At 64.1% G+C, this 25,054-nt stretch carries 24 protein-coding genes; 8 read left to right on the top strand and 16 right to left on the bottom strand.

What is annotated here, in order from left to right; translation table 11 throughout:
• Positions 1-209: 209 nt before the first annotated feature.
• Both I5R65_RS20895 and I5R65_RS20890 read left to right on the top strand, forming a co-directional pair.
• Positions 210-560 (top strand): hypothetical protein, encoded by a 351-nt coding sequence (locus I5R65_RS20895; protein WP_196872286.1) that lies wholly within the window; start codon positions 210-212, stop codon positions 558-560.
• 129 nt (positions 561-689) lie between these two features.
• On the top strand, positions 690-1,262 hold the full coding sequence (locus I5R65_RS20890) for a methylated-DNA--[protein]-cysteine S-methyltransferase (RefSeq protein WP_196872285.1): 573 nt from the start codon (positions 690-692) through the stop codon (positions 1,260-1,262).
• Between the two features lie 33 nt (positions 1,263-1,295).
• On the opposite strand, the gene I5R65_RS20885 is transcribed toward I5R65_RS20890, so the two are convergent.
• The 4 genes from I5R65_RS20885 to I5R65_RS20870 are packed head-to-tail and all read right to left on the bottom strand — an operon-like array spanning position 1,296 to position 5,082.
• Positions 1,296-2,162 (bottom strand): ABC transporter permease, encoded by an 867-nt coding sequence (locus I5R65_RS20885; protein WP_196872284.1) that lies wholly within the window; start codon positions 2,160-2,162, stop codon positions 1,296-1,298.
• An 8-nt stretch (positions 2,163-2,170) separates the two neighbouring features.
• Complete coding sequence (locus I5R65_RS20880) at positions 2,171-3,034, bottom strand: ABC transporter ATP-binding protein (RefSeq protein ID WP_196872283.1); 864 nt, start codon at positions 3,032-3,034, stop codon at positions 2,171-2,173.
• Positions 3,015-4,040, bottom strand: a complete 1,026-nt coding sequence (locus tag I5R65_RS20875) for an ABC transporter substrate-binding protein (RefSeq protein WP_370546809.1) — start codon at positions 4,038-4,040, stop codon at positions 3,015-3,017. Before I5R65_RS20875 ends, I5R65_RS20880 begins: the two co-directional genes overlap by 20 nt.
• A gap of 1 nt (position 4,041) precedes the next feature.
• Positions 4,042-5,082, bottom strand: a complete 1,041-nt coding sequence (locus tag I5R65_RS20870; protein ID WP_196872282.1) for an ABC transporter substrate-binding protein — start codon at positions 5,080-5,082, stop codon at positions 4,042-4,044.
• A 452-nt stretch (positions 5,083-5,534) separates the two neighbouring features.
• Between I5R65_RS20870 and I5R65_RS20865 the strand changes: the two genes are divergently transcribed.
• The 5 genes from I5R65_RS20865 (at position 5,535) to I5R65_RS20845 (ending at position 11,210) form a co-directional block, all read left to right on the top strand.
• Complete coding sequence (locus tag I5R65_RS20865; protein WP_196872281.1) at positions 5,535-7,436, top strand: potassium transporter Kup; 1,902 nt, start codon at positions 5,535-5,537, stop codon at positions 7,434-7,436.
• Between the two features lie 190 nt (positions 7,437-7,626).
• Positions 7,627-8,553: an arginase gene (gene rocF / locus I5R65_RS20860; protein ID WP_077236518.1), complete on the top strand. Its 927-nt coding sequence runs from the start codon at positions 7,627-7,629 to the stop codon at positions 8,551-8,553.
• Between the two features lie 256 nt (positions 8,554-8,809).
• The gene (locus tag I5R65_RS20855) at positions 8,810-9,589 is read left to right on the top strand and encodes a basic amino acid ABC transporter substrate-binding protein (RefSeq protein WP_196872280.1); all 780 of its coding nucleotides are present in this window, start codon (positions 8,810-8,812) and stop codon (positions 9,587-9,589) included.
• A gap of 137 nt (positions 9,590-9,726) precedes the next feature.
• The gene (locus I5R65_RS20850) at positions 9,727-10,479 is read left to right on the top strand and encodes an amino acid ABC transporter permease (protein ID WP_006465352.1); all 753 of its coding nucleotides are present in this window, start codon (positions 9,727-9,729) and stop codon (positions 10,477-10,479) included.
• Between the two features lie 8 nt (positions 10,480-10,487).
• Positions 10,488-11,210: an amino acid ABC transporter ATP-binding protein gene (locus I5R65_RS20845; protein WP_196872279.1), complete on the top strand. Its 723-nt coding sequence runs from the start codon at positions 10,488-10,490 to the stop codon at positions 11,208-11,210.
• A gap of 65 nt (positions 11,211-11,275) precedes the next feature.
• Here I5R65_RS20845 and I5R65_RS20840 read toward each other — a convergent pair whose 3' ends face one another.
• The 9 genes from I5R65_RS20840 to I5R65_RS20800 all read right to left on the bottom strand — a co-directional run bounded on the left by I5R65_RS20840 (position 11,276) and on the right by I5R65_RS20800 (position 20,130).
• Positions 11,276-12,121, bottom strand: a complete 846-nt coding sequence (locus tag I5R65_RS20840) for a DMT family transporter (RefSeq protein WP_196872278.1) — start codon at positions 12,119-12,121, stop codon at positions 11,276-11,278.
• On the bottom strand, positions 12,118-12,795 hold the full coding sequence (locus tag I5R65_RS20835) for a methyltransferase domain-containing protein (protein ID WP_196872277.1): 678 nt from the start codon (positions 12,793-12,795) through the stop codon (positions 12,118-12,120). Before I5R65_RS20835 ends, I5R65_RS20840 begins: the two co-directional genes overlap by 4 nt.
• 142 nt (positions 12,796-12,937) lie before the next feature.
• A complete protein-coding gene (locus tag I5R65_RS20830) occupies positions 12,938-13,195 on the bottom strand; it encodes a DUF3567 domain-containing protein (protein ID WP_006713246.1) in 258 nt (85 codons plus the stop codon).
• A 534-nt stretch (positions 13,196-13,729) separates the two neighbouring features.
• Entirely contained in the window at positions 13,730-14,479 is a 750-nt protein-coding gene (locus tag I5R65_RS20825; RefSeq protein WP_196872276.1) for a response regulator, read from the bottom strand.
• Between the two features lie 153 nt (positions 14,480-14,632).
• Positions 14,633-16,927 (bottom strand): ATP-binding protein, encoded by a 2,295-nt coding sequence (locus tag I5R65_RS20820; protein WP_196872275.1) that lies wholly within the window; start codon positions 16,925-16,927, stop codon positions 14,633-14,635.
• Positions 16,924-17,547 carry a DUF4390 domain-containing protein gene (locus I5R65_RS20815; protein WP_231395269.1) on the bottom strand — a complete coding sequence of 208 codons (624 nt, stop codon included), beginning with the start codon at positions 17,545-17,547 and terminating at the stop codon, positions 16,924-16,926. The genes I5R65_RS20820 and I5R65_RS20815 overlap by 4 nt, the downstream gene beginning before the upstream one ends.
• On the bottom strand, positions 17,544-18,869 hold the full coding sequence (rsmB, locus tag I5R65_RS20810) for a 16S rRNA (cytosine(967)-C(5))-methyltransferase RsmB (protein WP_196872274.1): 1,326 nt from the start codon (positions 18,867-18,869) through the stop codon (positions 17,544-17,546). The genes I5R65_RS20815 and rsmB overlap by 4 nt, the downstream gene beginning before the upstream one ends.
• A gap of 211 nt (positions 18,870-19,080) precedes the next feature.
• The gene (locus tag I5R65_RS20805; RefSeq protein WP_102664087.1) at positions 19,081-19,425 is read right to left on the bottom strand and encodes a DUF1840 domain-containing protein; all 345 of its coding nucleotides are present in this window, start codon (positions 19,423-19,425) and stop codon (positions 19,081-19,083) included.
• A 177-nt stretch (positions 19,426-19,602) separates the two neighbouring features.
• The gene (locus I5R65_RS20800) at positions 19,603-20,130 is read right to left on the bottom strand and encodes a hypothetical protein (protein WP_196872273.1); all 528 of its coding nucleotides are present in this window, start codon (positions 20,128-20,130) and stop codon (positions 19,603-19,605) included.
• 141 nt (positions 20,131-20,271) lie between these two features.
• On the opposite strand from I5R65_RS20800, the gene I5R65_RS20795 reads away from it, so the two are divergent.
• Positions 20,272-22,278, top strand: a complete 2,007-nt coding sequence (locus I5R65_RS20795) for an OPT family oligopeptide transporter (protein WP_196872272.1) — start codon at positions 20,272-20,274, stop codon at positions 22,276-22,278.
• An 8-nt stretch (positions 22,279-22,286) separates the two neighbouring features.
• On the opposite strand, the gene I5R65_RS20790 is transcribed toward I5R65_RS20795, so the two are convergent.
• The 3 genes from I5R65_RS20790 to I5R65_RS20780 all read right to left on the bottom strand — a co-directional run bounded on the left by I5R65_RS20790 (position 22,287) and on the right by I5R65_RS20780 (position 24,889).
• Entirely contained in the window at positions 22,287-22,919 is a 633-nt protein-coding gene (locus I5R65_RS20790; protein WP_196872271.1) for a LysE family translocator, read from the bottom strand.
• Positions 22,920-23,046: 127 nt separating this feature from the next.
• Positions 23,047-24,570 (bottom strand): YifB family Mg chelatase-like AAA ATPase, encoded by a 1,524-nt coding sequence (locus I5R65_RS20785; RefSeq protein ID WP_196872270.1) that lies wholly within the window; start codon positions 24,568-24,570, stop codon positions 23,047-23,049.
• A gap of 73 nt (positions 24,571-24,643) precedes the next feature.
• Complete coding sequence (locus tag I5R65_RS20780; RefSeq protein WP_006713294.1) at positions 24,644-24,889, bottom strand: accessory factor UbiK family protein; 246 nt, start codon at positions 24,887-24,889, stop codon at positions 24,644-24,646.
• Positions 24,890-25,054: the final 165 nt, after the last annotated feature.

The following is a 25,054-nucleotide window of genomic DNA, read 5'->3' as shown; positions in this document are numbered from 1 at the left end:
TGCGCAGGCGACGCGGATTGTCGCTTCGCCAACACCAAATTTCTTTCGCCACCACCATTGAAGTCGCTGGATCGGGCGACTAGAGTAAAGACTCGTCGCGCCACCGCCTGGATCTCTTGCCCCAGTGGAAGCGACACCCGGAAGGGCCACCCGGCCTTCCTCCTCTCGCAGGTCCGATCAGACTCAGCCGTTCTCACCAAGGAGACACCATGAGCATCGCTACCCGGCATCCGGATGTCCGGCCCCCCTCGTTGCCGCCCTTCGGCACTGCCCTGCCCGACCGTCCACGCTATGTACAGCGCACCTCCCCACTATTGTTGAAACTGGTCGAACTGGACCCGCGCGAGGTCATCGAGGGCGTGATGACGCCGGCCGGCTTTGTCACCGCCGACGTGGTCCCGGTGGGACCCATGCGCGAGGCCTGCCCGCACTGCGATGGAGTGGCCTTGCAACTGGTGCTGCGGCACCGGCATGTCAAGCGCAGCCACCTGTTCTGCAGGAGCTGCACCCGGGTCTATGACGCCCTCAATGAAAGCGGATATTCGGTGTTGACGGTGTAATCATCAGCACGCCTGATATGCAGGGCGCTAACCCAGGGGGCCGGCGCCCTGTTTCTTTTCAAAAGCGGATCACCCATCCACATCTGCGCACAGTAGAATCACCCCCTCGATGCAACAGAAGAGATGCGAATGGAATATGCCTACAAGCTGATGGCCTCTCCGGCCGGATTGCTCAAGCTGGTGGCCCGGGGCGATCACCTGGCGGCTATCTTGTGGGAGGACGATGACGCCCTGCGCGTGCGTCTGGGCGAGATGGTGGAGGATGAGGACCGCCCGGTCTTGCTGGAGACCGAACATCAGTTGCGCGAATACTTCGCCGGCGAACGCGACAGCTTCGACCTGCCGTTGCACTTCGAGGGGACCGAATTCCAGCGCCAGGTCTGGTCGGCGCTGCTGGACATTCCCTACGGCCAGACCCGTACCTACCTGGACATCGCGCGCCAGCTCGGCAATGAAAAGGCGGTGCGCGCCGTGGGCGCGGCCAATGGCCGCAATCCCATTTCCATCATCGCGCCCTGCCATCGCGTCATCGGTGTGGGCGGGGCGCTGACCGGCTTCGCCGGCGGCCTGCATGTCAAGAAGCTGCTGCTGGCCATCGAAGGCATCGCCACCGAAGGGCAGGATGCCGGCCAGGTCATCGACCCGCGTCGCAAGGCGCAGTCACGTCGACGCGAAGACCCGAATCAGCTGTCCCTGCTGTAAACGATATAAATCATTTTCTTCCGGTGCGGCGCTTCAGCGCTGCATGCCCCATTTCTTCACGGTCGCCCGTTCCAGGGTATTGAAGACCAGGTTTTCCACCAGCAGCCCGATCAGGATCACCATGGCCAGTCCGGCGAAGACCTTGTCGGTATAGAGCTCGTTGCGGTTCTGGAAGATGTACCAGCCCAGGCCGCCCTTGCCGCTGGTGGCACCGAACACCAGTTCGGCTGCGATCAGGGTGCGCCAGGCGAAGGCCCAGCCGATGCGCAGGCCTGCCAGGATGGAGGGCAGGGCCGCCGGGACCAGTACCTGCAGCACGAAGCCCAGTCCGCGCAGGCCGTAGTTGCGGCCGGCCATGCGCAGGGTGTCCGATACCCCCAGGAAGCCCGCATAGGTATTCACCGCCAGCGCCCACAGCACCGAATGCACCAGCACGAAGATCAGGCTGCCTTCACCCAGGCCGAACCACAGCAGGGCAATGGGGAGCAGGGCGATGGCCGGGAGCGGATTGAACATGGAAGTCAGGGTGCCCAGCAGATCGCGGCCGAACTGCGTGGACACGGCCAGCGTGGTCAGCACGAAGGCGGCGACGATCCCCAGCACATAGGCCTTGAGCAAGACCTGCAGCGACAGCCAGGTCTTGCCGAACAGCTCACCGCTGCGAATGCCCTCGGCGAAGGCCTGCGCCGTCTGCAGGAAGGTGGGCAGCAGCAGATCGTTGTTCTGCCAGCGGGCAGTGGCTTCCCATATGAGCGCCAGCAGCAGCAGGATGGCGCCCTTGCGCACCCAGCCTTGTTGCCAGATGCGTTGCGGCAGCGTGAACTGGCGTTGCAATACCAGGCCAGGCAGGGGAGTCAGCGGGATTTCGTATTCCTCGCGGATAGGGGGAGTCTGGGGCATGGCGTCACTCAATAAGAGAAGCGGACATCGCTGAAGTTGATGGCACGCTCAGGCGCGGCAGCCGCCGCACCTTCGTCGAACAGCAGGCGGTGGATGCGCTGTGCGGTCTGCTGGAAACCGACCCCACCCAGGCTGGAGAGGTCGTACTGGTGGCTGTTGATCTCGGCGCGTACGCGGCCCGGGTGTGGCGACAGCAACAGGATGCGGTTGCCGACCACCAGCGCCTCCTCGATGGAGTGGGTCACGAACAGCAGCGTGAAACGCACTTCGTCCCACAGCGCCAGCAGTTCTTCCTGCATCTTGCGGCGGGTCAGGGCGTCGAGGGCGGCGAAGGGTTCATCCATCAGCAGCATCTTGGGCTGCATCGCCAGGGCGCGGGCGATGGCCACGCGCGCCTTCATACCACCGGACAACGTATGCGGATAGGCATCCGCAAAGCGTGTCAGACCGACCTTGTCAAGGTAGTGGCGGGCGCGTTCGGCGGCTTCCCGCTTGCCCAGGGTGCGCGAGGCCAGCAGCGGAAACATCACGTTGTGCAGTACCGTCTTCCAGGGGGGCAGCTGGTCGAATTCCTGGAACACCACGATGCGGTCCGGTCCCGGCTGGCGCACGGTGCGGCCCTCCAGGCGGATCTCGCCGGCGGCCGGCGGCAGGAAGCCCGCCACCGATTTCAGCAGGCTGGACTTGCCGCAGCCAGACGGCCCCAGCAGCACGAAGCGGTCAGCCGGATGCACGTCGAAGCTGACTTCGTGCGTCGCCTGCACCACCGCCGTGGCGCTGCGATATTGCAGGCTCACGCGGTCCACCTGCAGCAGGGGTTGCAGGCTTGCGGTGGCGCTCACGCTGGCGGTCTCAGCTGCCGGGTTGTGCATACGCTTCCTCGAAGAAGTAGTCTTTCCAGGAGCTGGCGCGGTTCTTCAGGACGCCCAGTTCATGCAGCTTTTCGGCATAGACGAAGGTGCGCTCGGGAGAGACGGTGAAACGGATTTCCGGATCTTCGACGATCTTGCGCACGAACTCCGGTGCCAGCTTGGACTTCTGCACGCGGATGAAGGTATCGGCCGCCTTGGCCTTGTTGTTGCGCACGAATTCGGCGGCCTCCACCAGTGCCTGGTAGAAGGCGCGATAGGTCTTGGGATTGTCGTCGTGGAATTTCTGGGTGGTGTAGAGCACGTTGAAGGTCGCCGGGCCGCCCATGATGTCGTAGGAGCTGATCACCTTGTGCAGGTTCTTGTTTTCCAGGGCCTGGTACTGGAAGGGCGGGCTGGAGAAGTGGGCGTTGATTTCCGAACCGCCGGCGATCAGGGCGGCCGTGGCGTCCGGGTGCGACAGGCTCACGCTGATGCTGTCGAAGCGCTTGAAGTCTTCCTTGCCGAAGACCTTGGCGGTTTCGATCTGCAGCGTGCGCGACTGGAAGCCGACCCCGGCGGCCGGCACGGCGATACGGTCCTTGTCGCTGAAGTCCTTGATACTCTTGACGTTGGGATTGTTCGACAGCAGGTAGTTGGGCATGGAGCCCAGGGAAGCGATGGCCTTGACGTTCTGGCGGCCGCGTGTGCGGTCCCACAGCACCAGCGCCGGTGGCGCGCCGGCCGAGACCACGTCCAGGGCGCCGGCCAGCAGCGCCTCGTTCATGCCGGTGGCGCCGGACAGGCTGGTCCATTCGACCTTGATGTCCAGGCCGGCCTGCTTGCCGTATTTCTCGATGAGTTTCTGGTCCTGTACCACGTCCAGGATCAGGTAGCCGATGCCGAATTGCTGAGCGATGCGGATGCTGCCTTCGGCCATGGCCTGGGTCGATACACCAGCCGCCAGTACGCCAGCGGCCAAGACCGCCAGCCATCTAGGCGAGATGCAGGATAAGGAGGGACGGCGCATCTCAGCTACCTCCCTGGATGTGGGCGTCGTCGAAGAAGTAATCCTTCACCGAGGCCGGCTTGTTCTTGATCGCGCCCACGCGGTGCATGAATTCAGCCAGGCCGTAGGTATTCTGCGGAGCGATCTTGAATTGCACTTCGGGGTTGGTGATGATCTGCAGCAGCAGCTTGCGATCGGTATTGCCCTTGCTGACCTTGAGGTAGATATCGGCCGCCTTCTCTGGGTTGGCGGCGATGAACCTGGCGGCCTCTTCCAGCGCGCCCAGGAAGGCGCCATAGGTCTTGGGATTGTCCTTGCGGAATTTCTCGGTGGCGTACAGCACCGTGGCCGAAGACGGGCCACCCAGCACGTCGTAGGACTTCAGCACGATGTGGGCATTCGGGTTGCCCGCCAGTTCCTGTTCCTGGAAGGGCGGATTGCCGAAGTGGCCGGTGATCTCGGTGCCGCCGCTGATGATGGCGGCGGTGGCATCGGGATGCGGCACGGCGATACTGAGCTTGTCCAGCCGGTTGTACTGGGCGTCACCCCACAGCTTGGCCGAGGCCAGCTGCAGCACGCGCGACTGCACCGAGACACCGACGGCCGGCACGGCGATGCGATCCTTGTCGCCAAAGTCGGCAATGGTCTTGACCTTGGGGTTGTTGCTCACCAGGTAGTAGGGGAAGTTGCCCAGCGAGGCGACGCCACGTACGTTCTGGCGGCCATGGGTGCGGTCCCAGATGGTCAGCAGCGGTCCCACACCGGCGCCGGCGATGTCCACCGAGCCCGACAGCAGGGCATCGTTGACGGCCGAGCCACCGGAGAGCTTGAGCCATTCCACCTTGATATCGACACCGGCGGCCTTGCCGTGCTTTTCGATCAGTTGCTGGTCCTGCGCCACGTTGAGCAGCAGATAGACGATGCCGAACTGCTCGGCGATACGCAGTTGGCCTTCGGCGCGTGCCAACAAGGGCGCGGCCGCCAGGGTCAGCGCCAGGCCGCCGGCCAGGGTGGTGGTCAACAGACGCCGCAGGCGTCCTCGGGGGGAGAGGGTGATGGTCATGGTGTCCTGTACTGTGGATAGCGGGCCGGAGAATCCGGCAGGTAGTGACGCGTCGTGGCTTAGAACCGTCACGATGGAAAAGCGCGGTTCTTTATTCGTTCGGAGTATATAAAGGGCGGGAGAGAAAGAAAAACTCGATTACCGCATATCCATATGCGTCGCCCGTATAGGCCGCAATCGCCTGTCCGGCAAGGGTTTGCGCGGGAAACTCGGATTTTCCCTGTAGATGATTCAGGAACCGTGACATGGCCCGTCTGTCAAGTTCGACAAGCTTAGTAAGAGGCTGGGGCGCAACGTCAGGGTGGGCGTCGGCGGCAATTTGAGCCGACCACGGGTAGAGTGCGATAAAGTACGCGTCCTGCCCGGACAGACGGTCGCTTGCCTCCCTGGCAAGCCCTGTTGAAGCCAGAGCCCTGTCCGCCGGCACTCATTTGAAGAAGCAAGGGAGCAAGATGAGTTCATCTCACACCAATCCGAGTCTTTCCCTCCGATCATCCAAATTCCACTTGATTACCCTGGCAGCGCTGGGCGTGGTGTTTGGCGACATCGGTACCAGCCCGCTGTACGCACTCAAGGAATGTTTCAGCCCCGACCACGGTATCGCCTTTTCCCCGGGGGCGGTGCTGGGCATCATCTCCATGCTGTTCTGGGCCATCACCATCGTGGTGACCATCAAGTACGTGATGTTCGTGCTGCGCGCCGACAACAACGGCGAAGGCGGCGTGCTGGCGCTGATGGCGCTGTCCTTGCGCTCGGCCGTCTCGGGCTCGCCGCGGGCCAAGCTGCTGATGATGCTGGGCGTGTTCGGGGCCTGCATGTTCTATGGCGACGTGGTCATCACGCCGGCCATTTCGGTGCTGTCGGCGGTGGAAGGGCTGGAAATCGCCGCGCCGCAGACGGCCCATGTGGTCATCCCGTTGACGCTGGTGATCGTGGTGATCCTGTTCCTGATCCAGCGCCATGGCACCAGCGTGGTGGGGCGTTTCTTCGGTCCGGTGATGTTCCTGTGGTTCCTGTCGCTGGCGCTGCTGGGCATCTACAACATCGTCAAGGCACCGGAGGTGCTGGTGGCGATCAATCCCTACTATGCCGTGCATTTCATGGCCGAGCACTCGCTGCAGGCCTTCATCGTGCTGGGCTCGGTGGTGCTGGTGCTGACCGGCGCCGAGGCGCTGTATGCCGACATGGGGCACTTCGGCATCAAGCCGATCCGCTATGCGTGGATCTTCACGGTCATGCCCTCGCTGCTGATCAATTATTTCGGCCAGGGTGCCAATCTGATCGCCAATCCGGAGGCGATCAAGAATCCCTTCTACCTGATGATCCCCGATCCGCTGGTGCTGCCCATGGTGCTGCTGGCGACCTGCGCCACCGTGATTGCGTCGCAGGCGGTGATCTCGGGCGCGTTCTCGCTGACGAGCCAGGCCATCCTGCTGGGTTTCGTGCCGCGCATGCGCATCCTGCATACCTCCGAGGATGAACAGGGCCAGATCTACATCCCGCTGATCAACTGGATGCTGCTGGTGCTGGTGTTCGCGGTGGTGTTGGCCTTCAAGAAATCCGACAACCTGGCGGCTGCCTATGGCGTGGCCGTCACCACCACCATGGTCATCACCACCATGCTGCTGGGGGTGGTGATGCGTCATATCTGGAAGTGGCGCACGTCGGCCGTGGTGCTGACCATTGCCTGCCTGTTGATCGTCGATGTGGCCTTCTTTGCCGCCAACCTGCTGAAGCTCACCGAGGGCGGCTGGTTCCCGCTGGTCATCGGCGGCGCGGCCTTCTTCTTGCTGATGACCTGGTATTCGGGCCGCATGCTGCTGCGCATGCGCATCAAGGATGACGGCATTCCCATCGAGCCCTTCATCGAGGGCCTGCTGGCCCATCCGCCGCACCGGGTCGGCGGCACGGCCGTGTTCATGACGGGCAATATCGCCACCGTGCCGGTCGCGCTGCTGCACAACCTGAAGCACAACCGCATCCTGCATGAGCGGGTGTTCTTCCTGAAGATCAGCATCTGGGACGTGCCCTACGTGGCCGATAGCGAGCGCCTGACCATGAAGGAGCTGGGTGGCGATGTCTATCTGCTGCGCGCGGCCTTCGGCTTCAAGGAAGCGCCGGAGGTGCAGAAGGTCATGACCCTGACCGAGCAGCAGTTCGGTCATCACTTCGACCTGATGGATACCTCCTTCTTCCTGGCGCGCGACACGGTCGTGCCGAGCAAGCTGCTGGGCATGTCGCTGTGGCGCGAGCGCCTGTTCGCCTGGATGTACCAGAACGGCGCCAAGCCTTCGGACTTCTTCCACATCCCCGCCAACCGGGTGGTGGAGCTGGGAACCAAGGTCGAGATCTGATCGTCCGCGATGATGCTGCAAGGATGCCGTTCAGCTGACCGCTGAACGGCATTTTTCTTTGTGGTCAGGCAGGCGGGCGGAATTCATGCGGCCTGTGCACGTCGAAGGACCATCGTAGGACAATCGCAAGGATCCCTGCCGCCCGAGGCAGCGGTCATTCACTGTTTTCACTGTAAGGAGCGGTACAGCCATGAACAAGATCAGGATGATGGGCGCCCCCACCGATGTGGGCGCAAGCCGGCGCGGTGCCTCGATGGGGCCGGCGGCCTTGCGCGTGGCCGAGTTGCAGCGCGGCTTGCAGCAGCATGGACTGGAGGTGGTCGATGGCGGTGACCTGGCCGGTCCGGCCAATCCGCAACAGCCACCGGTGCAGGGCCTGCGTCACCTGGACCAGGTGGTGCAATGGAACCAGACCGTCTACGCGGCGGTGGAGCATAGCCTGCGCGCGGGTGAAGTGCCGCTGCTGATGGGCGGCGACCATGCGCTGGCGGTGGGCTCCATTGCCGCCGTGGCGCGCCATTGCCGCGAGCAGGGCAAGGACCTGCGCGTGTTGTGGCTGGATGCCCATGCCGATGCCAATACCAGCCATTCCACCCCGACCGGCAATATCCATGGCATGCCCGTGGCCTGCCTGCTGGGCGTGGGGCCGGCAGAGTTGACCGGTATCGGCGGCCAGGTGCCGGCCTTACAGCCGCAACAGATCTGCCAGGTCGGCATCCGCAGTGTGGATCGCGAAGAAAAGCGCCATCTGCGGGAGCTGGGCGTGCGCGTCTACGACATGCGCCATATCGACGAGCACGGCATGCGCGTGACCATGGAGCAGGCTCTCGCCGGTATCGGCCCCGATACCCATCTGCACGTGAGTTTCGATGTGGATTTCCTGGATAGCGCGTTGGCGCCCGGGGTGGGGACTGCGGTGCCGGGCGGTCCCACCTACCGGGAAGCGCAACTGTGCATGGAAATGATCGCCGACACCGGACGCCTGGCCTCGCTGGACGTAATGGAACTGAACCCGGCCTGTGACGTGCGCAACCAGACCGCGGAGCTGGTGGTGGACCTGGTGGAAAGCCTGTTCGGCAAGTCCACCCTGATCCGTCGCCCGGAAGGGCCCTACTGACGCCTGCTGACATGGCCGTCGAGGGGGCGGTGACGGGCGGCGATATTTGCAGAGGCTTTGCGACAGGCTTGCAATTTGAGGTTGAAGGATTGCGGCGAATGCCGGATTATTCAGGGTTTTTCCGCTTCCGGCGGGCCCGTGCGGGTTTTACTCACGCATTCCCGTCCGTCAGGAAACGCCAGTCTGCCGCGCCTGCTCCAACTTGCCTCTGCCTGCGGGTGGCGCGGCCCATTTTTCCGTCAGAAAGAAGGTCCCCATGTCGTTCAAGAAATTCTTCACCGTTGCCGCCAGCGCGCTGGCCCTGTCCTGTGCTGCCGGCAGCACCCTGGCTGCCGACCAGACCTACGTGGTTGGTGCCGGCGGTACCTACCGTCCCTTCGAATTCGAAACCCCGAAGAAGGAACTGGTCGGCTTCGACATCGACCTGATCAAGGCCATCTCGCAAGCTTCCAACTTCAAGATCCAGCTGGTGAGCACGCCCTGGGAAGGCATCTTCGCCACCCTCGGCCAGGGTGACCGCGACATCATCATCTCCGGCATCACCATCACCGACAAGCGTGCCCAGATGGTGGATTTCTCGCTGCCGTATTTCCCCGCCGAGCAGGTCATCATCACCAATGCCGATGCCAAGATCACCGCGCTGACCGATCTGAAGAAGACCCAGGTGGCCGTGGTCAATTCCACTGCCGGTGACATCGTGGTCTCCGAGGAACTGGGCAAGTCCAGCACCGCCATCCACCGCTTCGACAATACCGTGCTGATGCTGGAAGAGCTGTATCGCAGTGGCGTGGACGCCGCCGTGGGCGACGTCGGCGTCATCAAGTTCTACATCAAGAGCCATCCCGAGAAGAAGTTCAAGGTGGTCGGCGACACCAAGTTCGTGCGCCAGTACTTCGGTATCGCCGTCAAGAAGGGCAACAAGGAACTGCTGGACAAGATCAACGCCGGCCTGACCAAGATCGTGGCCGATGGCACCTACGCCAAGATCTACAAGACCTGGTTCGATGGCGAAGTACCGACCCTGCCGCTGAAGTAAGCACCCCCGGAGCGCCTGCACGATCCTGCATGCGCACCGCCTGTCTGATCTGCCCGATCACGGCCGCCACCCTGCGCCCACGCAATGTCGGCGGCCCGCTTCCTCTGCTCAACTCCTCCGTTTGAACGGACCTCATCATGAATTCCTTCTTCCAATGGGAAATCATCGGCGAATACCTGCCCCTGTTCGTCGAAGGCACCTGGATGACCCTCAAGGCCGCGATCATCTGCGTGATCGCCGGTACCTGCTGGGGCCTGGTGCTGGGCGTCGGCCGCCTGGCCGAGGCTCGCCATGGTTTCTGGAAATATTTCCTGTGCTACTGCGTGCAGTGGCCGATCCGCTTCTACGTCAGCTTCCTGCGCGGCACACCGCTGTTCGTGCAGATCCTGCTGATCCACTTCGCGCTCATGCCGGTGCTGATCAATCCCAGCGGCGGGCTGATCCTCTCCGGCGACCTGGCCCGCGAAATCCGCTCGCACTATGGCGCCTTCGCTTCGGCGGTGCTGGCCATCACGCTCAACTCGGGGGCGTATGTGTCGGAGATCTTCCGCGCCGGCATCCAGTCCATCGACCGTGGTCAGAGCGAGGCCTCGCGTTCGCTGGGCATGACCTACATGGCCACGCTGCGCAAGGTCGTGTTGCCGCAGGCCTTCCGCCGCATGCTGCCGCCGTTGGGCAACAATGCGATTGCCATCGTCAAGGACTCCTCGCTGGCCTCTGCCATCGGCCTGGCTGAACTGGCCTATGCGGCGCGTACGGTGTCCGGTGCCTATGCCCGCTATTGGGAGCCTTACCTCACCATCTCGGTGATCTATTGGGTCATCACGCTGGCCCTGTCGGCGCTGGTGCGCCACCTGGAAGCCCGTTACGGCAAGGGGGATGCACGATGAGTACGACGATGATCAAGGTGAATCAGCTCCAGAAGCGCTTCGGCCAGGCGCACATCTTGCGCGGCATCGACTGCGAGATCAGGGCCGGCGAGGTGGTCTGCGTGATCGGACCTTCGGGCTCGGGCAAGAGTACCTTCCTGCGCTGCCTGAACGGGCTGGAAGAGGTCAGCGACGGCGATATCTTCATCGAGGGCGTCAAGCTCAATGACCCCCGGGTCGATCTCAATGCACTGCGCGCCAGGCTGGGCATGGTGTTCCAGCGCTTCAACCTGTTCCCGCACATGACGGTGCTGGAAAACCTGATCATGGCACCCATGCAGGTGAAGAGCATGTCGCGCCGCGAGGCCGTGCTGGTGGCCGAGAAGCTGTTGCAGAAGGTAGGCTTGCTGGACAAGATCGATGCTTTCCCCAATCAGCTGTCGGGTGGCCAGCAACAGCGCGTGGCGATTGCCCGCGCGCTGGCGATGGAGCCCAAGGTGATGCTGTTCGACGAGCCGACCTCGGCGCTGGACCCGGAACTGGTGGGCGAAGTGCTGACCGTGATGAAACAACTGGCCGAAGAGGGCATGACCATGGTGGTGGTCACGCACGAAATGGGCTTTGCCCGCGAGGTGGCGGACCGGGTCTTGTTCATCGACCAGGGCGTGATCATGGAAGAGGGACCGCCGCAGCAGGTGCTGGGTGATCCGCACCATGAGCGTACGCGGGACTTCCTGCGCAAGGTGTTGTAAGCGACCATGCAAAACGCCGGGGACTACCCGGCGTTTTGCATTTGTGGCCCTCCTGCTCTGGCGCCCTAATGATGCGTGCCCAATACCACTGCGCCGGCGGCGATGACCAGGCAGGACAGCACGCGCCGTGTGGTGAGCTTTTCGCCCAGGAAGAGGGTGCCGATCAGGAGCGCGAACAGCACCGAGGTTTCGCGCAGGGCCGACACCATGCCCATGGGCGCCAGCGTGACCGCCCAGATCACGATGCCATAGGCCAGCAACGACATGACGCCGCCAGCCAGGCCGATCCAGGTTTCCTTCTGCGACAGCACGAGTGGCAAGCGGCCGTGTTTGCGTTGATAGATCAGGGCCAGCGGGATGCTGTCCAGGACGAACAGCCAGCCGGCATAGGCGATGGCGTCACCCGCCAGGCGCGCACCGATGCCGTCGGTGATGGTATAGGCCGCGATGAAGGCGCCGGTGGCAAACGCTGCCAGCGGGCCGGAGAGGTGTTCGCGGCTGCGCACGGCGCGCAGGTTGGCCAGGCTGACGATGCCCGCCGATACCAGGGCGATGCCGATGACCGTGGTGCTACCCAGTTGCTCGCCCGCGAACAGGGCCGCGCCCAATGCCACCAGCAAGGGCGAGGAGCCGCGTGCAATCGGGTAGGACTGGCCGAAGTCACCGATCCGGTAGGCGCGGATCAGGAACAGGTTGTAGCCGGTGTGCAGCAGGCCGGAAAGGATGATGTAGAACCAGCTGGCGGGGTCCGGGAGCGGTCGCCACAGGACCAGCGGGAGGGCGCCCAGACCGGCGCCGATGGTCATCAGCGACAGCGAGGCCAGGCGGTCATGGCTGCTTTTGAGCAGGGCGTTCCAGGAGGCGTGCAGGAGGGCTGCGGCCAGCACCAGGCCGATGACGCCGAGGTTCATGCGGCGGCTCCCTGATCCAGATCCGCCGCGCAGCGCCACAGCGCATGGCCGGAGGCCAGGTACTTGCGCTCGAAGGGGGTGATCGGTGCTGCGGGATGCCAGGCCTGGGTCTGGATGGACAGGCCACTCAACTGGTTCAGCGCGGCGGCGAATTCTTCGACGTAGATGCGCCAGTTGCTGCGGCATTCGATCTGGCCGCCCAGGGCCACGATGCTGGGAAATACCGCATGTCCTTGCCAACGTCGCGCCAGGTGGCCAATCTTGGGCCAGGGATTGGGATAGAGCAGGTAATGCCGGGCTGGGCGCAGTCCGGTCTGCTGCGCCAGGCGCCAGTAGTCGACCAGGTCGGCGCGCACGAAGCAGAGGTTCTCCGGTGGCGGGCCGTCCCAGTGGGTGTTGCGCGCCAGGCGGTCGGCCGACTGGTCGATGCCGATGACAAAATGATCAGGGTATTGCGTGGCCAGGTTGAGAGTGGACAGGCCCACGCCGCAACCGGTATCGAGGATCAGTGGCGCCGCACCGGCGGACTGCCAGGCGCGCATGCTGGCGTCGAAGGCGCGCTGGTTGTAGTCGGTGACGGGTTTGCGAAAAGAGTGCTTGGCATGACGGGCGACCAGCTCGGCCAGTTGCTCATGCACGCCGGTCTGGGCGCTGCTGATGGGCGAGGAATTCACGGAAAACCAGGGGTGGGCGACAAAGCGTCATTTTAATGGACTCTGCGCGCCGCACGCCGGCAGCAAGCTGACCCGCAAATAAAAACGCCGCGCTGGCAGCGCGGCGTGGTGGTGCGGGCTTGGCCCGGGGTAATGGACCCGATCAGTGCAAGGTCATGGGATGACGCATCATCACGTCGTAGCGACTCAGGAAATTGTCGATGTCTTCCATGGTCGGCTCGGAGGCGATCAGTTCCTGGACGTCCTTGCGGAACAGTTCGGCGGCCGGGCCATCGATGTAGATCTCGCGCTGGCCTGACTTGTCCATGATCTCGTAGCCACCGAAGCGCAGGGCTTCGTGGTCGGTATCGGCACCGAATTCGACGACGCTGTACTGCTCGCTGTTGTAGATCAGGTTCATAGTGACTCCTTATGCTGGAATACTGCTTCGAAAAGGAAGTGGCGCCATCACCGAAAATTTCAAGGCCCTTGCGGGCCGCGCCGTTGGTGCATTTCTGCTGCTTCGATACAGCTCCCTCGGGGAGCGCCGCGTCGCCTGCGCTCCTGAGTCTGGTTACGGCAGGGACGGCGGAAAACTTTGGCCCCTGTCGTGTTCCTTGCCTGCAAGTCATGCAATCTGCACAAATCTTTACTGCTGGGAGGCTTGCACCTGCACATCCCTGCTCAGGGTAGATGACGCGCTGCCACGGAAGTTCATCGATGACCATGTCAGCAGATGCATCCATTGCAACTCGGCAAGCCCACCCCCATGACTGCAGGATGCCGCTGTCAGCGTGAAAAGAACATCAGGAAATCTCTGAACCCGCCACACTGCCGTCGCCCTATCCGGGGGCGAAGCCAGGCTAGCAAAAGAAACGGGATCGCGCTGCGATCCCGTACTGTGCTGCCTGATGGTGTGTGAACCGGGGTGTCCTGCCCGGTGGCCTCAGTTGCCTCAGTGATTCTTGCGCGCCAGCTTGCCCGGCTCCACGCCCAGTTGCTTGAGCTTGCGGTAGAGGTGGGTGCGTTCCAGCCCGGTGCGCTCGGCCACGCGGGTCATGCTGCCGTTCTCGCGCACCAGGTGGTACTCGAAATAGGCGCGTTCGAAGGCGTCGCGAGCTTCGCGCAGCGGCAGGTCGAAGGAGATGTTGGCGGCGTTATCGGCGACCTGCCCGAACGGCGCTGCAGCCGGGGTGCCGTGGTGCAGCGTTTCGCTGCCCATGGCCGGAGCGTAGGCGGCCACCGGTGCCACATGTTCGGGGGAGTGCAGGCTGTCGGCGGCGCCATTGGTCACGGCCGCCACCGGGGCCGGACGATAGCTGGCCGGACGCACTGCCTCGCGACTGTGCGAAAGACCCTGCTGCACGGCCTTGAGCAGCTTTTGCAGGGCGATCGGCTTTTCCAGGAAGTTCAGCGCGCCGATGCGGGTGGCTTCGACCGCCGTATCGATGGTGGCATGTCCGGACATCATGATGACCGGCATGGTCAAGAGGCCGTCGCGCTGCCACTCCTTGAGCAAAGTGACGCCGTCGGTATCGGGCATCCAGATATCGAGCAGCACGAGGTCGGGGACCCCGGCCTGGCGAAGCTCGCGTGCCTGCTGCGCGTTTTCCGCAGTGGTCACGACATGTCCCTCATCGCCCAGAATCTCTGAGAGCAATTCGCGGATACCCATTTCGTCATCGACGACCAGGATGTTTGCCATGTGCTGCTTTCCTCGCTGCTAGTTCATTGTCCAAGTTTTCGATCTTGTTCCGGGCCGGCCTGCTCAACGCGGCGTGAGCCAGCAAGCCTTGATGAACTGCCAGGTCCCTCCCGGCGTAGTGCTGTCCAATCTTGAGCCGTAGGGTCGGTTTCCCTATGAAACCGTCTCTTGATCAATAGATGCTAACTTTACCAGCAAAATTACAATTTTTGCGCCTCTGCCCTCGGTACGGTTCTGTATATCGATGCGTCCACCGTGTTCTTCGACGATTTTCTTGACCATCGCCAGCCCCAGGCCGGTGCCCTTGGTCTTGGAGGTGACGTAGGGCTCGAAGGCGCGGGCCAGGATCTTGGCCGAGAAACCGGGTCCGTTATCCATGATCGACAGGCGTACCGCCGGCTGGCGCTGGCCGTTGGCTCCGGCGATATCGATCTGTTCGGTCAGCACGTCAATGCGTGGCGCCTCCTGGCCGTCGTCGCTGACGGCGTCCTGGGCATTCTGCAGCAGATTGTGGATGACCTGGCGCATCTGGGTGGCATCCCCCATGACCTTGGCCATCTGCGGTGCCAGGCGGGCGTGGATCACGTCGCGACCGTCGCCGCTGAGGTAGAGGTTGAGGATTTCCTCGATCAGCGCGTTCAGGTCCAGTGCCACCGGCTTGGCTGGCGGGGTGCGGGCGTAGTCGCGGAAGTCGTCGACCATGCGCTTCATGGCCGTGACCTGGTTGACGATGGTGGTGGTGCCTTTTTCCAGGATGGCAGCGTCGCCCGGCATGAGCTTGTCCGACAGGCGGTGCTGCAGGCGTTCGGCCGAGAGCTGGATGGGGGTGAGCGGGTTCTTGATCTCGTGCGCCAGGCGGCGGGCCACTTCGCCCCAGGCGATCGAGCGCTGGGCCGAGATGACGTTGCTGATGTCGTCGAACACCACCACATAGCCCACGCCGTTTTCCACCGGCAGGTGCGAGCCGCGCGCCAGCAGGGTCAGCTTGTCGTGGTCGGGCTTGCCACCCTGTTCGTCATTGGCCTCGAAGCTCACGCCGGGCTGGCGCGACAGTTCGAACTGTCGCTGCCAGTGCAGGCCGTCGCCGGCTTCGCCGCTGTGCTGGGCCAGTTGCTCGGAGAAGGCGCGAATGATGGCCTGGGCAAAGGGGGCCTGGCTTTCGATGGTCTGCAGCGGGGTGCCGATGTCGGCCGAGAAGTCGTAGCCCAGGATGCGGCGTACCGAATCGTTGGCACTGACGATGTTGAACTGGCCGTCCAGCACCATCACCCCGGCGGACATGTTGGCCAGCACAGATTCCAGGTAGGCCTTGGCGTTTTCCAGCTCGGCGCGGTTGGTTTCGACCGAGGTACGGGCTTCCAGCAACTGTCGCGTCATCGTGTTGAACGATTGGGTCAGGGTACCGAGCTCGTCGGAGGTGGTGACGATGGGCCGCGGAGAAAGATTGCCCTCGGCCACCGCCTTGGTGCCTTCGGCCAGCAGCAGCAGCGGCTTGGCCAGGTCGCTGGCGATCAGGAAGGCGCTGGCGATGGCCGCGAAGATGGCCAGCAGCAGGGTGAGCGTGAGCGTGACCAGGTAGATCTTGCGCAGGCCGGAACGCGAGACCGAGCGTTGCTGGTATTCGTTGTAGGCCAGCCTGAGCGTTTCTGCATTGGAGGCCAGGTAATCAGGAACCGGCTGCAGCACCTGCAGATAGCGGGTCTCGTTCTGCAAGGACAGTCCACGGCTGGGCGCGGGGACCAGGACGACTACGTGCAGGCGCAGGTTGCCGTCGGTGTCGGATTCGCCGGTGGTGGGACGGGCGTCGTCGCTTTCCACCGCCGAGAAGGCCCGCGAGACCCGTGCCTGGCGCATTGCCTGCGTGCTCGGCAGGATGGGCGTGAGCGAGCCGATGGAGCCGCCCACGGTACTCATCACCTGGCCATTGCCATTGATGATGGTGATTTCCATGTTCTGGTCACGCTGGCGCGAGAGGTAGGTGACCTGCTCGGAGTCGCTCATGTCGGACAGTTCCTGGGCCATGCCGCGTGCACGCGAGACCAGGTCCGACAGCGAGGAATCGAGGGCATTGCGGCCCAGGTTCAGGCCCGACTCCAGCGCCGCTTCCATGCGCACGTCGAACCAGGATTCGATGGAGCGCGACACGAACTGCACCGACATCAGGTAGATCACCGCGCCCGGTACGATGCCCACCAGGGCGAACATCAGTACCAGCCGTGCCAGCAACTTGGAGCCGAACTTGCCGCGGCGGTAGCGTTTATAGAGCCGGCCCAGCAGTAGCAGCACCAGGCCTAGCAGCGAGATGGCGGCCAGGCCATTGAGGAACAGCAGCCACGGGTAGTGCTGCTCGAAGAGGGCGGAGTTTTCGGAGGCCGAGGCCAGCAGGAAGAGCAGGACGCTGATGACGCCCCCGCCGACCACCAGCAGATAGCGTAAGGTGCGGCTCATTCGGGCTTATAGGTGAATTCGATCCAGTCGGAGGACAGGCGCCAGTCGCTATTGTTGAGCGCATTGACCTGGAAGGGCTTGGGCAACTGCGCCACGTCCAGGCGCATGCGCAGGCCGACCTGATAGGCGTCGCCGGATTTGAGGGTGTTGTTGTCGGCAATGATCCAGCGCGGCGGGCGGCGGATCAGCGTCATCGCATCGTCCAGGTTGCTGAAGCTCTGCTGCAGCTGGCCGCTGATGGCGGTGTGATATTGCCGGGTCAGCACGTTATAGGACACGCGTACCGTGCGCGTGGCCGAGACGCTGGTTTCGTCGAACCAGTACCAGCGCCGCCGCGTCAGCTGGACTTCGGTCGTGAAGTACAGCGGCACACCGCGTGAAAGCGCGTCTTCCAGGCCGCGATTCAATTCGAAGTCATAGGACACCGACAGCCGGTAGCCCTGGTCGCTGGCTTCGATGCTGGCCTGGCTGACGGTGATCTCGGCGGCCTGGGCGGTGAGGGCGGAACAGGCCAGCAGCACGGCCAGCAGCCATAGCAGCACGCCGCGCAGCAGTCGGGCGCCGCCCGTGGTCAGGCTGCGTGCTGGAGAGGGGAGGAGGGCCGATTGCGTCAAATTCATGCACCAGGTTTTTGGAACAGCGCATAGAACAGGCCATCGTGGTCGGCATCTGCTTTTGCGTCTGCGGTCGGCAATAGTTGACCAGGAGCGGGCAACCGGATGGCGTTGTGTTTCTGCGCGAAGGCGATCGCTTGCTGTTCCGATTCCTGGGGCCACAGCGAGCAGGTTACGAGCAGCAATTTACCATCGGGTCGCAGCATCTGCCAAAGCTTGTCCAAAATTTGCGCCGAAAGTGTTGCAAGCTGCGCGGTGTCGGTCTTGCGGCGCAGCCAGCGGATATCCGGGTGACGTCGCACGATGCCGGAGGCGGTGCAAGGCACGTCGGCCAGGATGCGGTCGAAGGGCTGGCCGTCCCACCAGTCGCTCTCGCGGGCGTCACCGGTGACGAGTTCGGCCCGCAGGTGCAGGCGTTCGAGGTTTTCGGCAATGCGCTGCAGGCGGCGGGTATCGTGATCCAGCGCGAGCAGCTCGAGATCGGCCAGCTCCAGCAGGTGGCCGGTCTTGCCGCCGGGGGCGGCGCAGGCATCCAGCACACGCATGCCATCGGCGACATCCAGCAGCGGCGCGGCCAGCTGGGCGGCGGCGTCCTGTACCGAGACCACGCCGGCGGCGAAACCGGGAATCTGTTGCACCGGCGTGGGCTGGTCCAGTCGCACCGCGTAGGGGCCGACCTGTCGCGCTCCGATGCCGGCCTGTTGCAGCTCGGCCAGATACTCGGTCACGCTGGCGCGTCGGCGGTTGACCCGCAAGGTCAGCGGTGGCACCTGGTTGCCGGCATGCAGGATGGCCTGCCATTGCTCGGGATAGGCGGCCTTGAGACGGTCGATCCACCAGGTGGGGTAATTCCACGTACCCGGCGGGGTCTTGGTGGCCTGCGGCATCAGCGCAGCCTTCTCGCGCAGGAAGCGGCGCAGGATGGCATTGACCACGCCCTTGGCGAAGCTCATCTCCGGGCTGATGGCGGCCGCCTCGACGGCCTGGTTGACCACGGTGAAGCTGTCATAGCCGGCCTCGTCCTCTTCGACCAATAGCGCCAGGGCGCTCACCAGCAGGCCGTGGAGCACGTCAGGCTGGGGCGGCTTGTTGGCCAGCAGGCTCAACAGGGCGTCGGTCAGACCAAGCCGGCGCATCGCACGGTAGCTCAGGTCCTGGATGGCGCCACGGGTCGGCGCCGGCGCGTCGCTGCGGGCGAATATCTGTGCCAGCGCCTGCGGCAGGGCATGGCCGGCACGCACGCAAGCCACGGCCTGGGCTGCGTAGGCCAGCTGGTACGCCAGCGAATCGGCCTTGGCCGAGGGAGAGAGGAGGGAAATCTGGATCACGTCTATGCTTATCGAGAAGGCCTGGCGCAGACCGTAATTGTGCTGCGGCAACGGTTTGCGAAACGGGCGCGGGCCGCCAGTGTACCAGTCGTCCACGGGTACTACACCTGTCGCTGTGGCCGGATGGCTGGCGGCAGCCCATGAAAAAACGGCTGCCGCGGTGGATGATCGCGGCAGCCGTCTTCAGTGTCGGGGGAGCGTTGTCGGCAGCTCAGACGCCCCAGAGGATGTCGTAGCCGCCCTTCTTGGCCTCGCGCAGCATGTCCAGCAGCGGATAGGCGCGCGCCGAGAAGCTGACGGCCTCGATCTTTTCGTGGTTGTGGTCGTCGGTGTCGGCGTTGTGGTGGGCGTTGACGTCACGTGCCAGTGCTTCGGCCGCTTCGTGTGCCTTGCTGGCATTGATCTGCTGTTCCAGCAGGGCGACGGCGTCGCCGGCTTCGGCAGCGGTGATCACGCCGCGTGCGGGATCCTTGTGCAGCAGGTCCAGGATGGGTTTGGCGTGTGATTCGTACATCACCACATCGGCAGCCGCTTTTGATTTGAATGTAATCAGCATATTTCCTCAGGGTCTTTGATTGAAAACGTGTCTTAGGGTGCGACCGCGCTGGCCGCACCATGGTGGAAATGCGCTGCAGACTGCATCCGCATTCCTGCGGGATTGCCCGTTTGGAGTGACGGGCAGCGACAAGAATACTCCCGTCGCCTGAACTCTGTCATCTTGCAGTGGCCCCGCTCAGCTTGGTTTGAAAGAGCTGAAAAAGGTTTCAATGTTTTCCTCTGTGAAGGCTTTTTCATCGCCCACGATGAGGATCTGGTAGACCCGCCGGTCGCGCGCCACCAGGCGCGCCGCCAGCCGCAGCGGCCGACCGCGGGAGACACCGCGGGCATCCAGATCGACGGTGCGCGCAAAGCCCTCGGTCTTGCCCGGCCAGGCCGCGCCGGGCTTGTCCTGCCCACCGATGTTGTTGAGCAGGGCCGTGCGCATGGCGTCCAGCGCCCGGCTGGCACCGGCGTCGTCGGGCAATTCGGCGGTGCCGGCGGCGAAGGTCAGGCCGTCCACCTCGGCGGCGGTCATGCTCATTTCCACCTTGGGGCCGTCCAGATCGACCGCGCGCGTGACGCTGGCCGGCTTGGCCGGTAGCAGCACCACGAAATGGGCACCGTTGTCGCTGGCTTCGCGCCAGTTGTAACGCGGGGAACAGGCTGTCAGGCTCAGGCAGGCCAGGCTCAGCGAAACGACGGCGAGGCGGAAAGGGCGCATGGGGCGGACCGGAATGAAGGGGCGTTCATCATAGCAAAGGCATCAGGCGCAGCCTGGGCCGCTGAAAATGCGCCATTGTCTGATGGCCGGCCGGCAATTCTTGCGGTATAAGAACGCATCCCAACGGAACCCTCTACGGCTATGCAAAACGACAACCAAACCAGCCTGCCGGAACTGACGCTACGCGGCATGCTGCTGGGCGCGCTGATCACGGTAGTGTTTACCGCCTCCAACGTCTATCTCGGGCTGAAGGTCGGCCTCACCTTCTCGTCGGCGATTCCTGCCGCGGTGATCTCGATGGCGGTGCTGCGTCTGTTCAGCAATGCCAACATCCTCGAAAACAACATGGTGCAGACCCAGGCCTCGGCGGCCGGTACCCTGTCCTCGATCATCTTCATCCTTCCGGGCCTCGTCATGATGGGGCACTGGCAGGGCTTCCCTTTCCTGCAGACGCTGGGCATCTGTGCCGCCGGCGGCATGCTGGGCGTGATGTTTTCCATCCCGCTGCGGCGGGTGATGGTGGTGCAAAGTGCGCTGCCCTATCCCGAGGGCGTGGCGGCGGCCGAAATCCTGCGGGTAGGCAGCGCCGACGCCGATGGCGGCGAGGAGACGCGCCGCGGGCTGCGGGACATCCTCTTCGGCGGCGCCCTGGCCGCTGCCTTCAGCGTGATCGCCAGCGGCCTGAAGCTGTTTGCCGAGAGCATCAGCCTGTGGTTCACAGCCGGTGCCTCGGTGGTACGGCTGACGATGGGCTTTTCTCTGGCACTGGTGGGCGCGGGCTACATGATCGGTATCGTCTCCGGCATTGCCATCCTGATCGGCATGATCCTGGCCTGGGGCGTGGCCGTGCCTTACCTGACTGCCGTGACTCCACATGCCGCCGGTGTGGCGCTGTCCGACTTCGCCAACGGGCTCTGGAAAAGCCAGGTGCGCTTCATTGGCGCCGGCATGATCGGCGTGGCCGCGATCTGGACCCTGATCACGCTCTTCAAGCCCATGCTGGAAGGCGTCCGGGCCTCGTTGTCGACGCTGGCGCGACGTCAGCAGGGCAGCACCGAGCGCACCGATCAGGACATGTCGCCGCGCTGGATCATCGTCATCAGCCTGGCCATGATCGCGTTGCTGGCGGTGGTGTTTGCCTCTTTTCTCTCGGGTACGCCGGTGACGCCGGCCCTGTTCGCCGGACTGGTCGTCTATGCGGTGGTCTTCGCCTTCGTGTTCGGTTTCCTGGTGGCGGCGGCCTGCGGCTACATGGCCGGGCTGATCGGCTCCTCGTCCAGCCCGATTTCCGGCATCGGCATCGTTGCCGTGATCCTGGTGTCGGTCCTGTTGCTGGTCTCGGGGGCGGTCGATCCGCTGCTGGCCACGCCTGAAGGCAGCAAGCTGGCCATTGCCGTGGCCTTGTTCGTGACGGCCGCCATCATTGCCGTGGCCGCCATCGCCAACGACAACCTGCAGGATCTCAAGACAGGCCAACTGGTCGGTGCCACGCCATGGCGCCAGCAGGTGGCGTTGCTGGTCGGTTGCGTGGTGGGCGCGCTGATCATCCCGCCGGTACTGAACCTGCTGTACAACGCCTACGGTTTCACCGGCGCCTTGCCGAGAGCTGGCATGGATGCGGCACAGGCGCTGGCGGCACCGCAAGCGACCCTGATGACGGCCATTGCCACCGGCATCTTCACCCGTGAGCTGAACTGGAGCATGCTGGGCGTGGGTGTGTTGCTGGGCATCGTGTTGATCGTGATCGACTGGCTGCTGGCGCGCCGCGGCGGTGTGGCGCGCTTGCCGGTACTGGCGGTGGGTATCGGCATCTATCTGCCGCCGATGGTCAGCAGCGCACTGTTCCTCGGGGCGGTATTGGGCTGGCTGATCGAGCGCGGCCTGAGAAGCCGCGCCCGGGCGGCCGGAGCTGAGTTCGATGCCTATGCCGACAAGCCGCGCCAGCGCGGCATCCTGGTGGCTTCCGGCCTGATCGTCGGCGAAAGCCTGGTCGGGGTGCTGCTGGCGGCCGTGATCGGCTTCACCGGCAAGGATGCGCCGCTGGCGCTGGTGTCGGGCGACTTCGAGTCCACCGGACAATGGTTGGGACTGGCGGCGCTGGTGCTGATCCTGGTGGCGTTCGTACGGCGCATCATGCCGGTGCGCTGAGGACAACCCTAGCGGCGGCTTTCCATCATCATGCGCAAGGCCAGCCCCGCCAGTACCGTCCCCATCAGCCAGCGTTGCACCAGCTGCCAGCCGGGGCGCGCAGCCAGCAAGGCCGAGATGGACGCCGCCGAGAGCGTGATCATGGCATTGACACTCACGCCCACCACGATCTGGGTCATCCCCAGCGCGAGTGATTGTCCCAGCACGCTACCCTGGCCCGGATGGATGAACTGCGGTAGCAGGGACAAGTACATCACGGCGATCTTGGGATTGAGCAGGCTGGTCACCAGGCCCATGGCAAAGAGCTTGCGTGGACTGTCCGGTGGCAGTTCGCGCAGGGCGAACGGCGAGCGTCCGCCCGGGCGGACTGCCTGCCAGGCCAGGTAGAGCAGATAGGCCGCCCCACCCAGGCGTAGCGCGTCATAGGCCAGCGGCACCGCCATCACCAGCGCGGTGATACCGCCTGCGGCACAGAGCATATAGAAGACCAGCCCCAGGGCGATGCCCGCCAGCGAGATCAGGCCGGCCTTGCGCCCCTGGCAGACTGAGCGCGAGACCAGATAGAGCATGTTGGGGCCGGGTGTGAGCACCATGCCCAGGCAGATCGCGCCGAAGGCAAGCAGGGTGGAGGTGGTGGGCATGGGCGGGCTCTTTTCGGAAATGACGCGAGCGGCGTCATCGCCACTCCAGCAGGTACAGACTAGCCCGGTCAGGGCGGGCCCAAAAGATACAGAGCCGCCGCCCCACCATCGCAACAGACCGTGGGGCTTATCCAGTATGGATTGCGCGACGGTACTGGATGGCTTCGGCGACGTGGGCTGCCTGGATGGCGGGCGCGCCGGCCAGATCGGCGATGGTGCGCGCCAGCCGCAGCACGCGGTGATAGGCCCGGGCCGACCACTGCAAGCGGACCATGGCCTGCAGCAGCAGTTGCGCGCCGTCGGTGCCGGGCTCGCAATACCGGTCCACCGCGCTGCCGCTCAACTGACTGTTGAGCATCCCCTGGCGCTGCCATTGCCGCTCGGCCGCGCCCGCCACCCGCGCTGCGATGGTATCGCTGGATTCCCCCTGGCCAGGCGCGCCCAGCTCTGTCGGCGTCAGTGCCGCCACCTGCAACTGCATGTCGATGCGATCCAGAAGGGGGCCGGACAGGCGCTGCTGGTAGCGTTTGACCAGCTCCGGCGTGCAACGGCAGCGGCCGGAAGGGTCCGCGTAGAAGCCGCATGGGCAGGGGTTCATGGCGGCTACCAGCTGGAAGCGCGCCGGAAACTCCGCCTGGCGCGCCGCCCGTGAAATGACGATGTGACCCGACTCCATCGGCTGACGCAGCACATCGAGCACGCTGCGCGGGTATTCGGCGATTTCGTCCAGGAACAGGACGCCATGATGGGCCAGTGAAATTTCACCGGGCCGAGGCGTGCCGCCGCCACCGACCAGGGCTACCGCTGAGGCAGTGTGATGTGGCGCGCGAAAAGGTCGCTGCTTCCAGCGGGCGATGTCGAAATGGCCGGCCAGCGATTGCACGGCTGCCGATTCCAGTGCCTGCGCTTCGCTCATGGGTGGCAGGATGCCGGCAAAACGCGTGGCCAGCATGGATTTGCCTGCACCGGGTGGCCCGACCAGCAGGATGCTGTGGCCGCCGGCCGCTGCGACCTCCATGGCCCTCCTGGCCTGAGATTGCCCCTTGATGTCGCTGAAATCCGGATACACCGGGCGCTGACTGTCTGGCCGTGCCCGGTACCGCTGCAGGCGCGCCTTGTCGTCGCGGGCACTGAAGTGCGCACACACGTCCAGCAGTGACCCGGCCGGCAGGATGGTCGCCTGCTCGACCAGTGCCGCTTCGTCGGCGTTGGCCGCCGGCAGGATGAAGGCCCGTTGCCGGCTATCCGGCCCGCTGCTGTGCTGCATGGCGCAGGTCATCGCCAAGGCCCCGCGGATCGGCCGCAACTGGCCCGACAGCGACAGTTCGCCTGCGTATTCGTAGTCATCCAGCTGGTCCGAGGGAATTTGCCCCGAGGCCGCCAGGATGCCCAGTGCGATGGCCAGGTCGAAGCGACCTGATTCCTTGGGGAGTTCGGCTGGCGCCAGGTTGACCGTGATGCGACGCGCCGGGAATTCGAACCGGGCATTCTGCAAAGCCGCCCGGACGCGGTCCTTGGCTTCCTTCACCTCGGCCTCGGGAAGACCGACGATGGTGAAGGCCGGCAGGCCATTGGCCAGATGCACCTCCACCGTCACCGGCGGGGCGGCCATGCCGGCCAGGGCGCGGCTGCACAAGACCGCCAGGCTCATCGCAACGAGCCCGGCAGTGTGCTGGAAGGGAAAAGGGGAGGGGGAGGAAAGGAAGAGAAGGTCGTCGCCAGGGTCATGGGGTCTGTTTTTGCTGAGCCTCAAGCTCGGCAACACGCGCTTCCAGCGCTTCCAGGCGGGCGCGGGTCTTGGCCAGCACCTGGGCCTGGATGTCGAATTCCTCGCGCGTGACCAGGTCCAGCTTGGCAAAACCCTGGCTCAGCATGGCCTTGACGTTCTTCTCGATGTCCTTGGCCGGAGAATTCTCGATCGCCTTGTTGATCTTGGATTGCAGGTCTTCAAAAAATGGGGGCTTGTCCATGTCGGATCTCCTTGGCAGATAGCTAAGCTGCAAGTTTAGCGGTTTCGCAGCCATCCTCAAAACGCGATGCCATGATGAGACCGTTTTTTTGCGAGCGGGTGCCGGAAAGTGAAGAATTTTCCTTCAGGAAATGCGCCGACTTGGTGACTTTGGCTTCGCCCCGGG

Origin of the sequence: Herbaspirillum sp. AP02, assembly GCF_015767275.1 — a bacterium.
Lineage (GTDB): Bacteria > Pseudomonadota > Gammaproteobacteria > Burkholderiales > Burkholderiaceae_D > Herbaspirillum.
The sequence above is the reverse complement of the archived record's forward strand: the minus strand, read 5'-3'. Positions and strand labels throughout refer to the sequence as shown.

Coding starts and splice junctions, on each gene's coding strand:
- I5R65_RS20850 (WP_006465352.1), top strand. CDS start 9,727: ATGAATTCCTTCTTCCAATGGGAAATCATCGGCGAATACCTGCCCCTG.
- I5R65_RS20805 (WP_102664087.1), bottom strand. CDS start 19,425: ATGCTGATTACATTCAAATCAAAAGCGGCTGCCGATGTGGTGATGTAC.
- I5R65_RS20865 (WP_196872281.1), top strand. CDS start 5,535: ATGAGTTCATCTCACACCAATCCGAGTCTTTCCCTCCGATCATCCAAA.
- I5R65_RS20870 (WP_196872282.1), bottom strand. CDS start 5,082: ATGACCATCACCCTCTCCCCCCGAGGACGCCTGCGGCGTCTGTTGACC.
- I5R65_RS20785 (WP_196872270.1), bottom strand. CDS start 24,570: ATGAGCCTGGCGGTCTTGTGCAGCCGCGCCCTGGCCGGCATGGCCGCC.
- rocF (WP_077236518.1), top strand. CDS start 7,627: ATGAACAAGATCAGGATGATGGGCGCCCCCACCGATGTGGGCGCAAGC.
- I5R65_RS20890 (WP_196872285.1), top strand. CDS start 690: ATGGAATATGCCTACAAGCTGATGGCCTCTCCGGCCGGATTGCTCAAG.
- I5R65_RS20815 (WP_231395269.1), bottom strand. CDS start 17,547: ATGAATTTGACGCAATCGGCCCTCCTCCCCTCTCCAGCACGCAGCCTG.
- I5R65_RS20855 (WP_196872280.1), top strand. CDS start 8,810: ATGTCGTTCAAGAAATTCTTCACCGTTGCCGCCAGCGCGCTGGCCCTG.
- I5R65_RS20830 (WP_006713246.1), bottom strand. CDS start 13,195: ATGAACCTGATCTACAACAGCGAGCAGTACAGCGTCGTCGAATTCGGT.
- I5R65_RS20880 (WP_196872283.1), bottom strand. CDS start 3,034: ATGCACAACCCGGCAGCTGAGACCGCCAGCGTGAGCGCCACCGCAAGC.
- I5R65_RS20780 (WP_006713294.1), bottom strand. CDS start 24,889: ATGGACAAGCCCCCATTTTTTGAAGACCTGCAATCCAAGATCAACAAG.
- I5R65_RS20820 (WP_196872275.1), bottom strand. CDS start 16,927: ATGAGCCGCACCTTACGCTATCTGCTGGTGGTCGGCGGGGGCGTCATC.
- I5R65_RS20885 (WP_196872284.1), bottom strand. CDS start 2,162: ATGCCCCAGACTCCCCCTATCCGCGAGGAATACGAAATCCCGCTGACT.
- I5R65_RS20825 (WP_196872276.1), bottom strand. CDS start 14,479: ATGGCAAACATCCTGGTCGTCGATGACGAAATGGGTATCCGCGAATTG.
- I5R65_RS20800 (WP_196872273.1), bottom strand. CDS start 20,130: ATGCGCCCTTTCCGCCTCGCCGTCGTTTCGCTGAGCCTGGCCTGCCTG.
- I5R65_RS20840 (WP_196872278.1), bottom strand. CDS start 12,121: ATGAACCTCGGCGTCATCGGCCTGGTGCTGGCCGCAGCCCTCCTGCAC.
- I5R65_RS20895 (WP_196872286.1), top strand. CDS start 210: ATGAGCATCGCTACCCGGCATCCGGATGTCCGGCCCCCCTCGTTGCCG.
- I5R65_RS20795 (WP_196872272.1), top strand. CDS start 20,272: ATGCAAAACGACAACCAAACCAGCCTGCCGGAACTGACGCTACGCGGC.
- I5R65_RS20875 (WP_370546809.1), bottom strand. CDS start 4,040: ATGCGCCGTCCCTCCTTATCCTGCATCTCGCCTAGATGGCTGGCGGTC.
- I5R65_RS20790 (WP_196872271.1), bottom strand. CDS start 22,919: ATGCCCACCACCTCCACCCTGCTTGCCTTCGGCGCGATCTGCCTGGGC.
- I5R65_RS20845 (WP_196872279.1), top strand. CDS start 10,488: ATGATCAAGGTGAATCAGCTCCAGAAGCGCTTCGGCCAGGCGCACATC.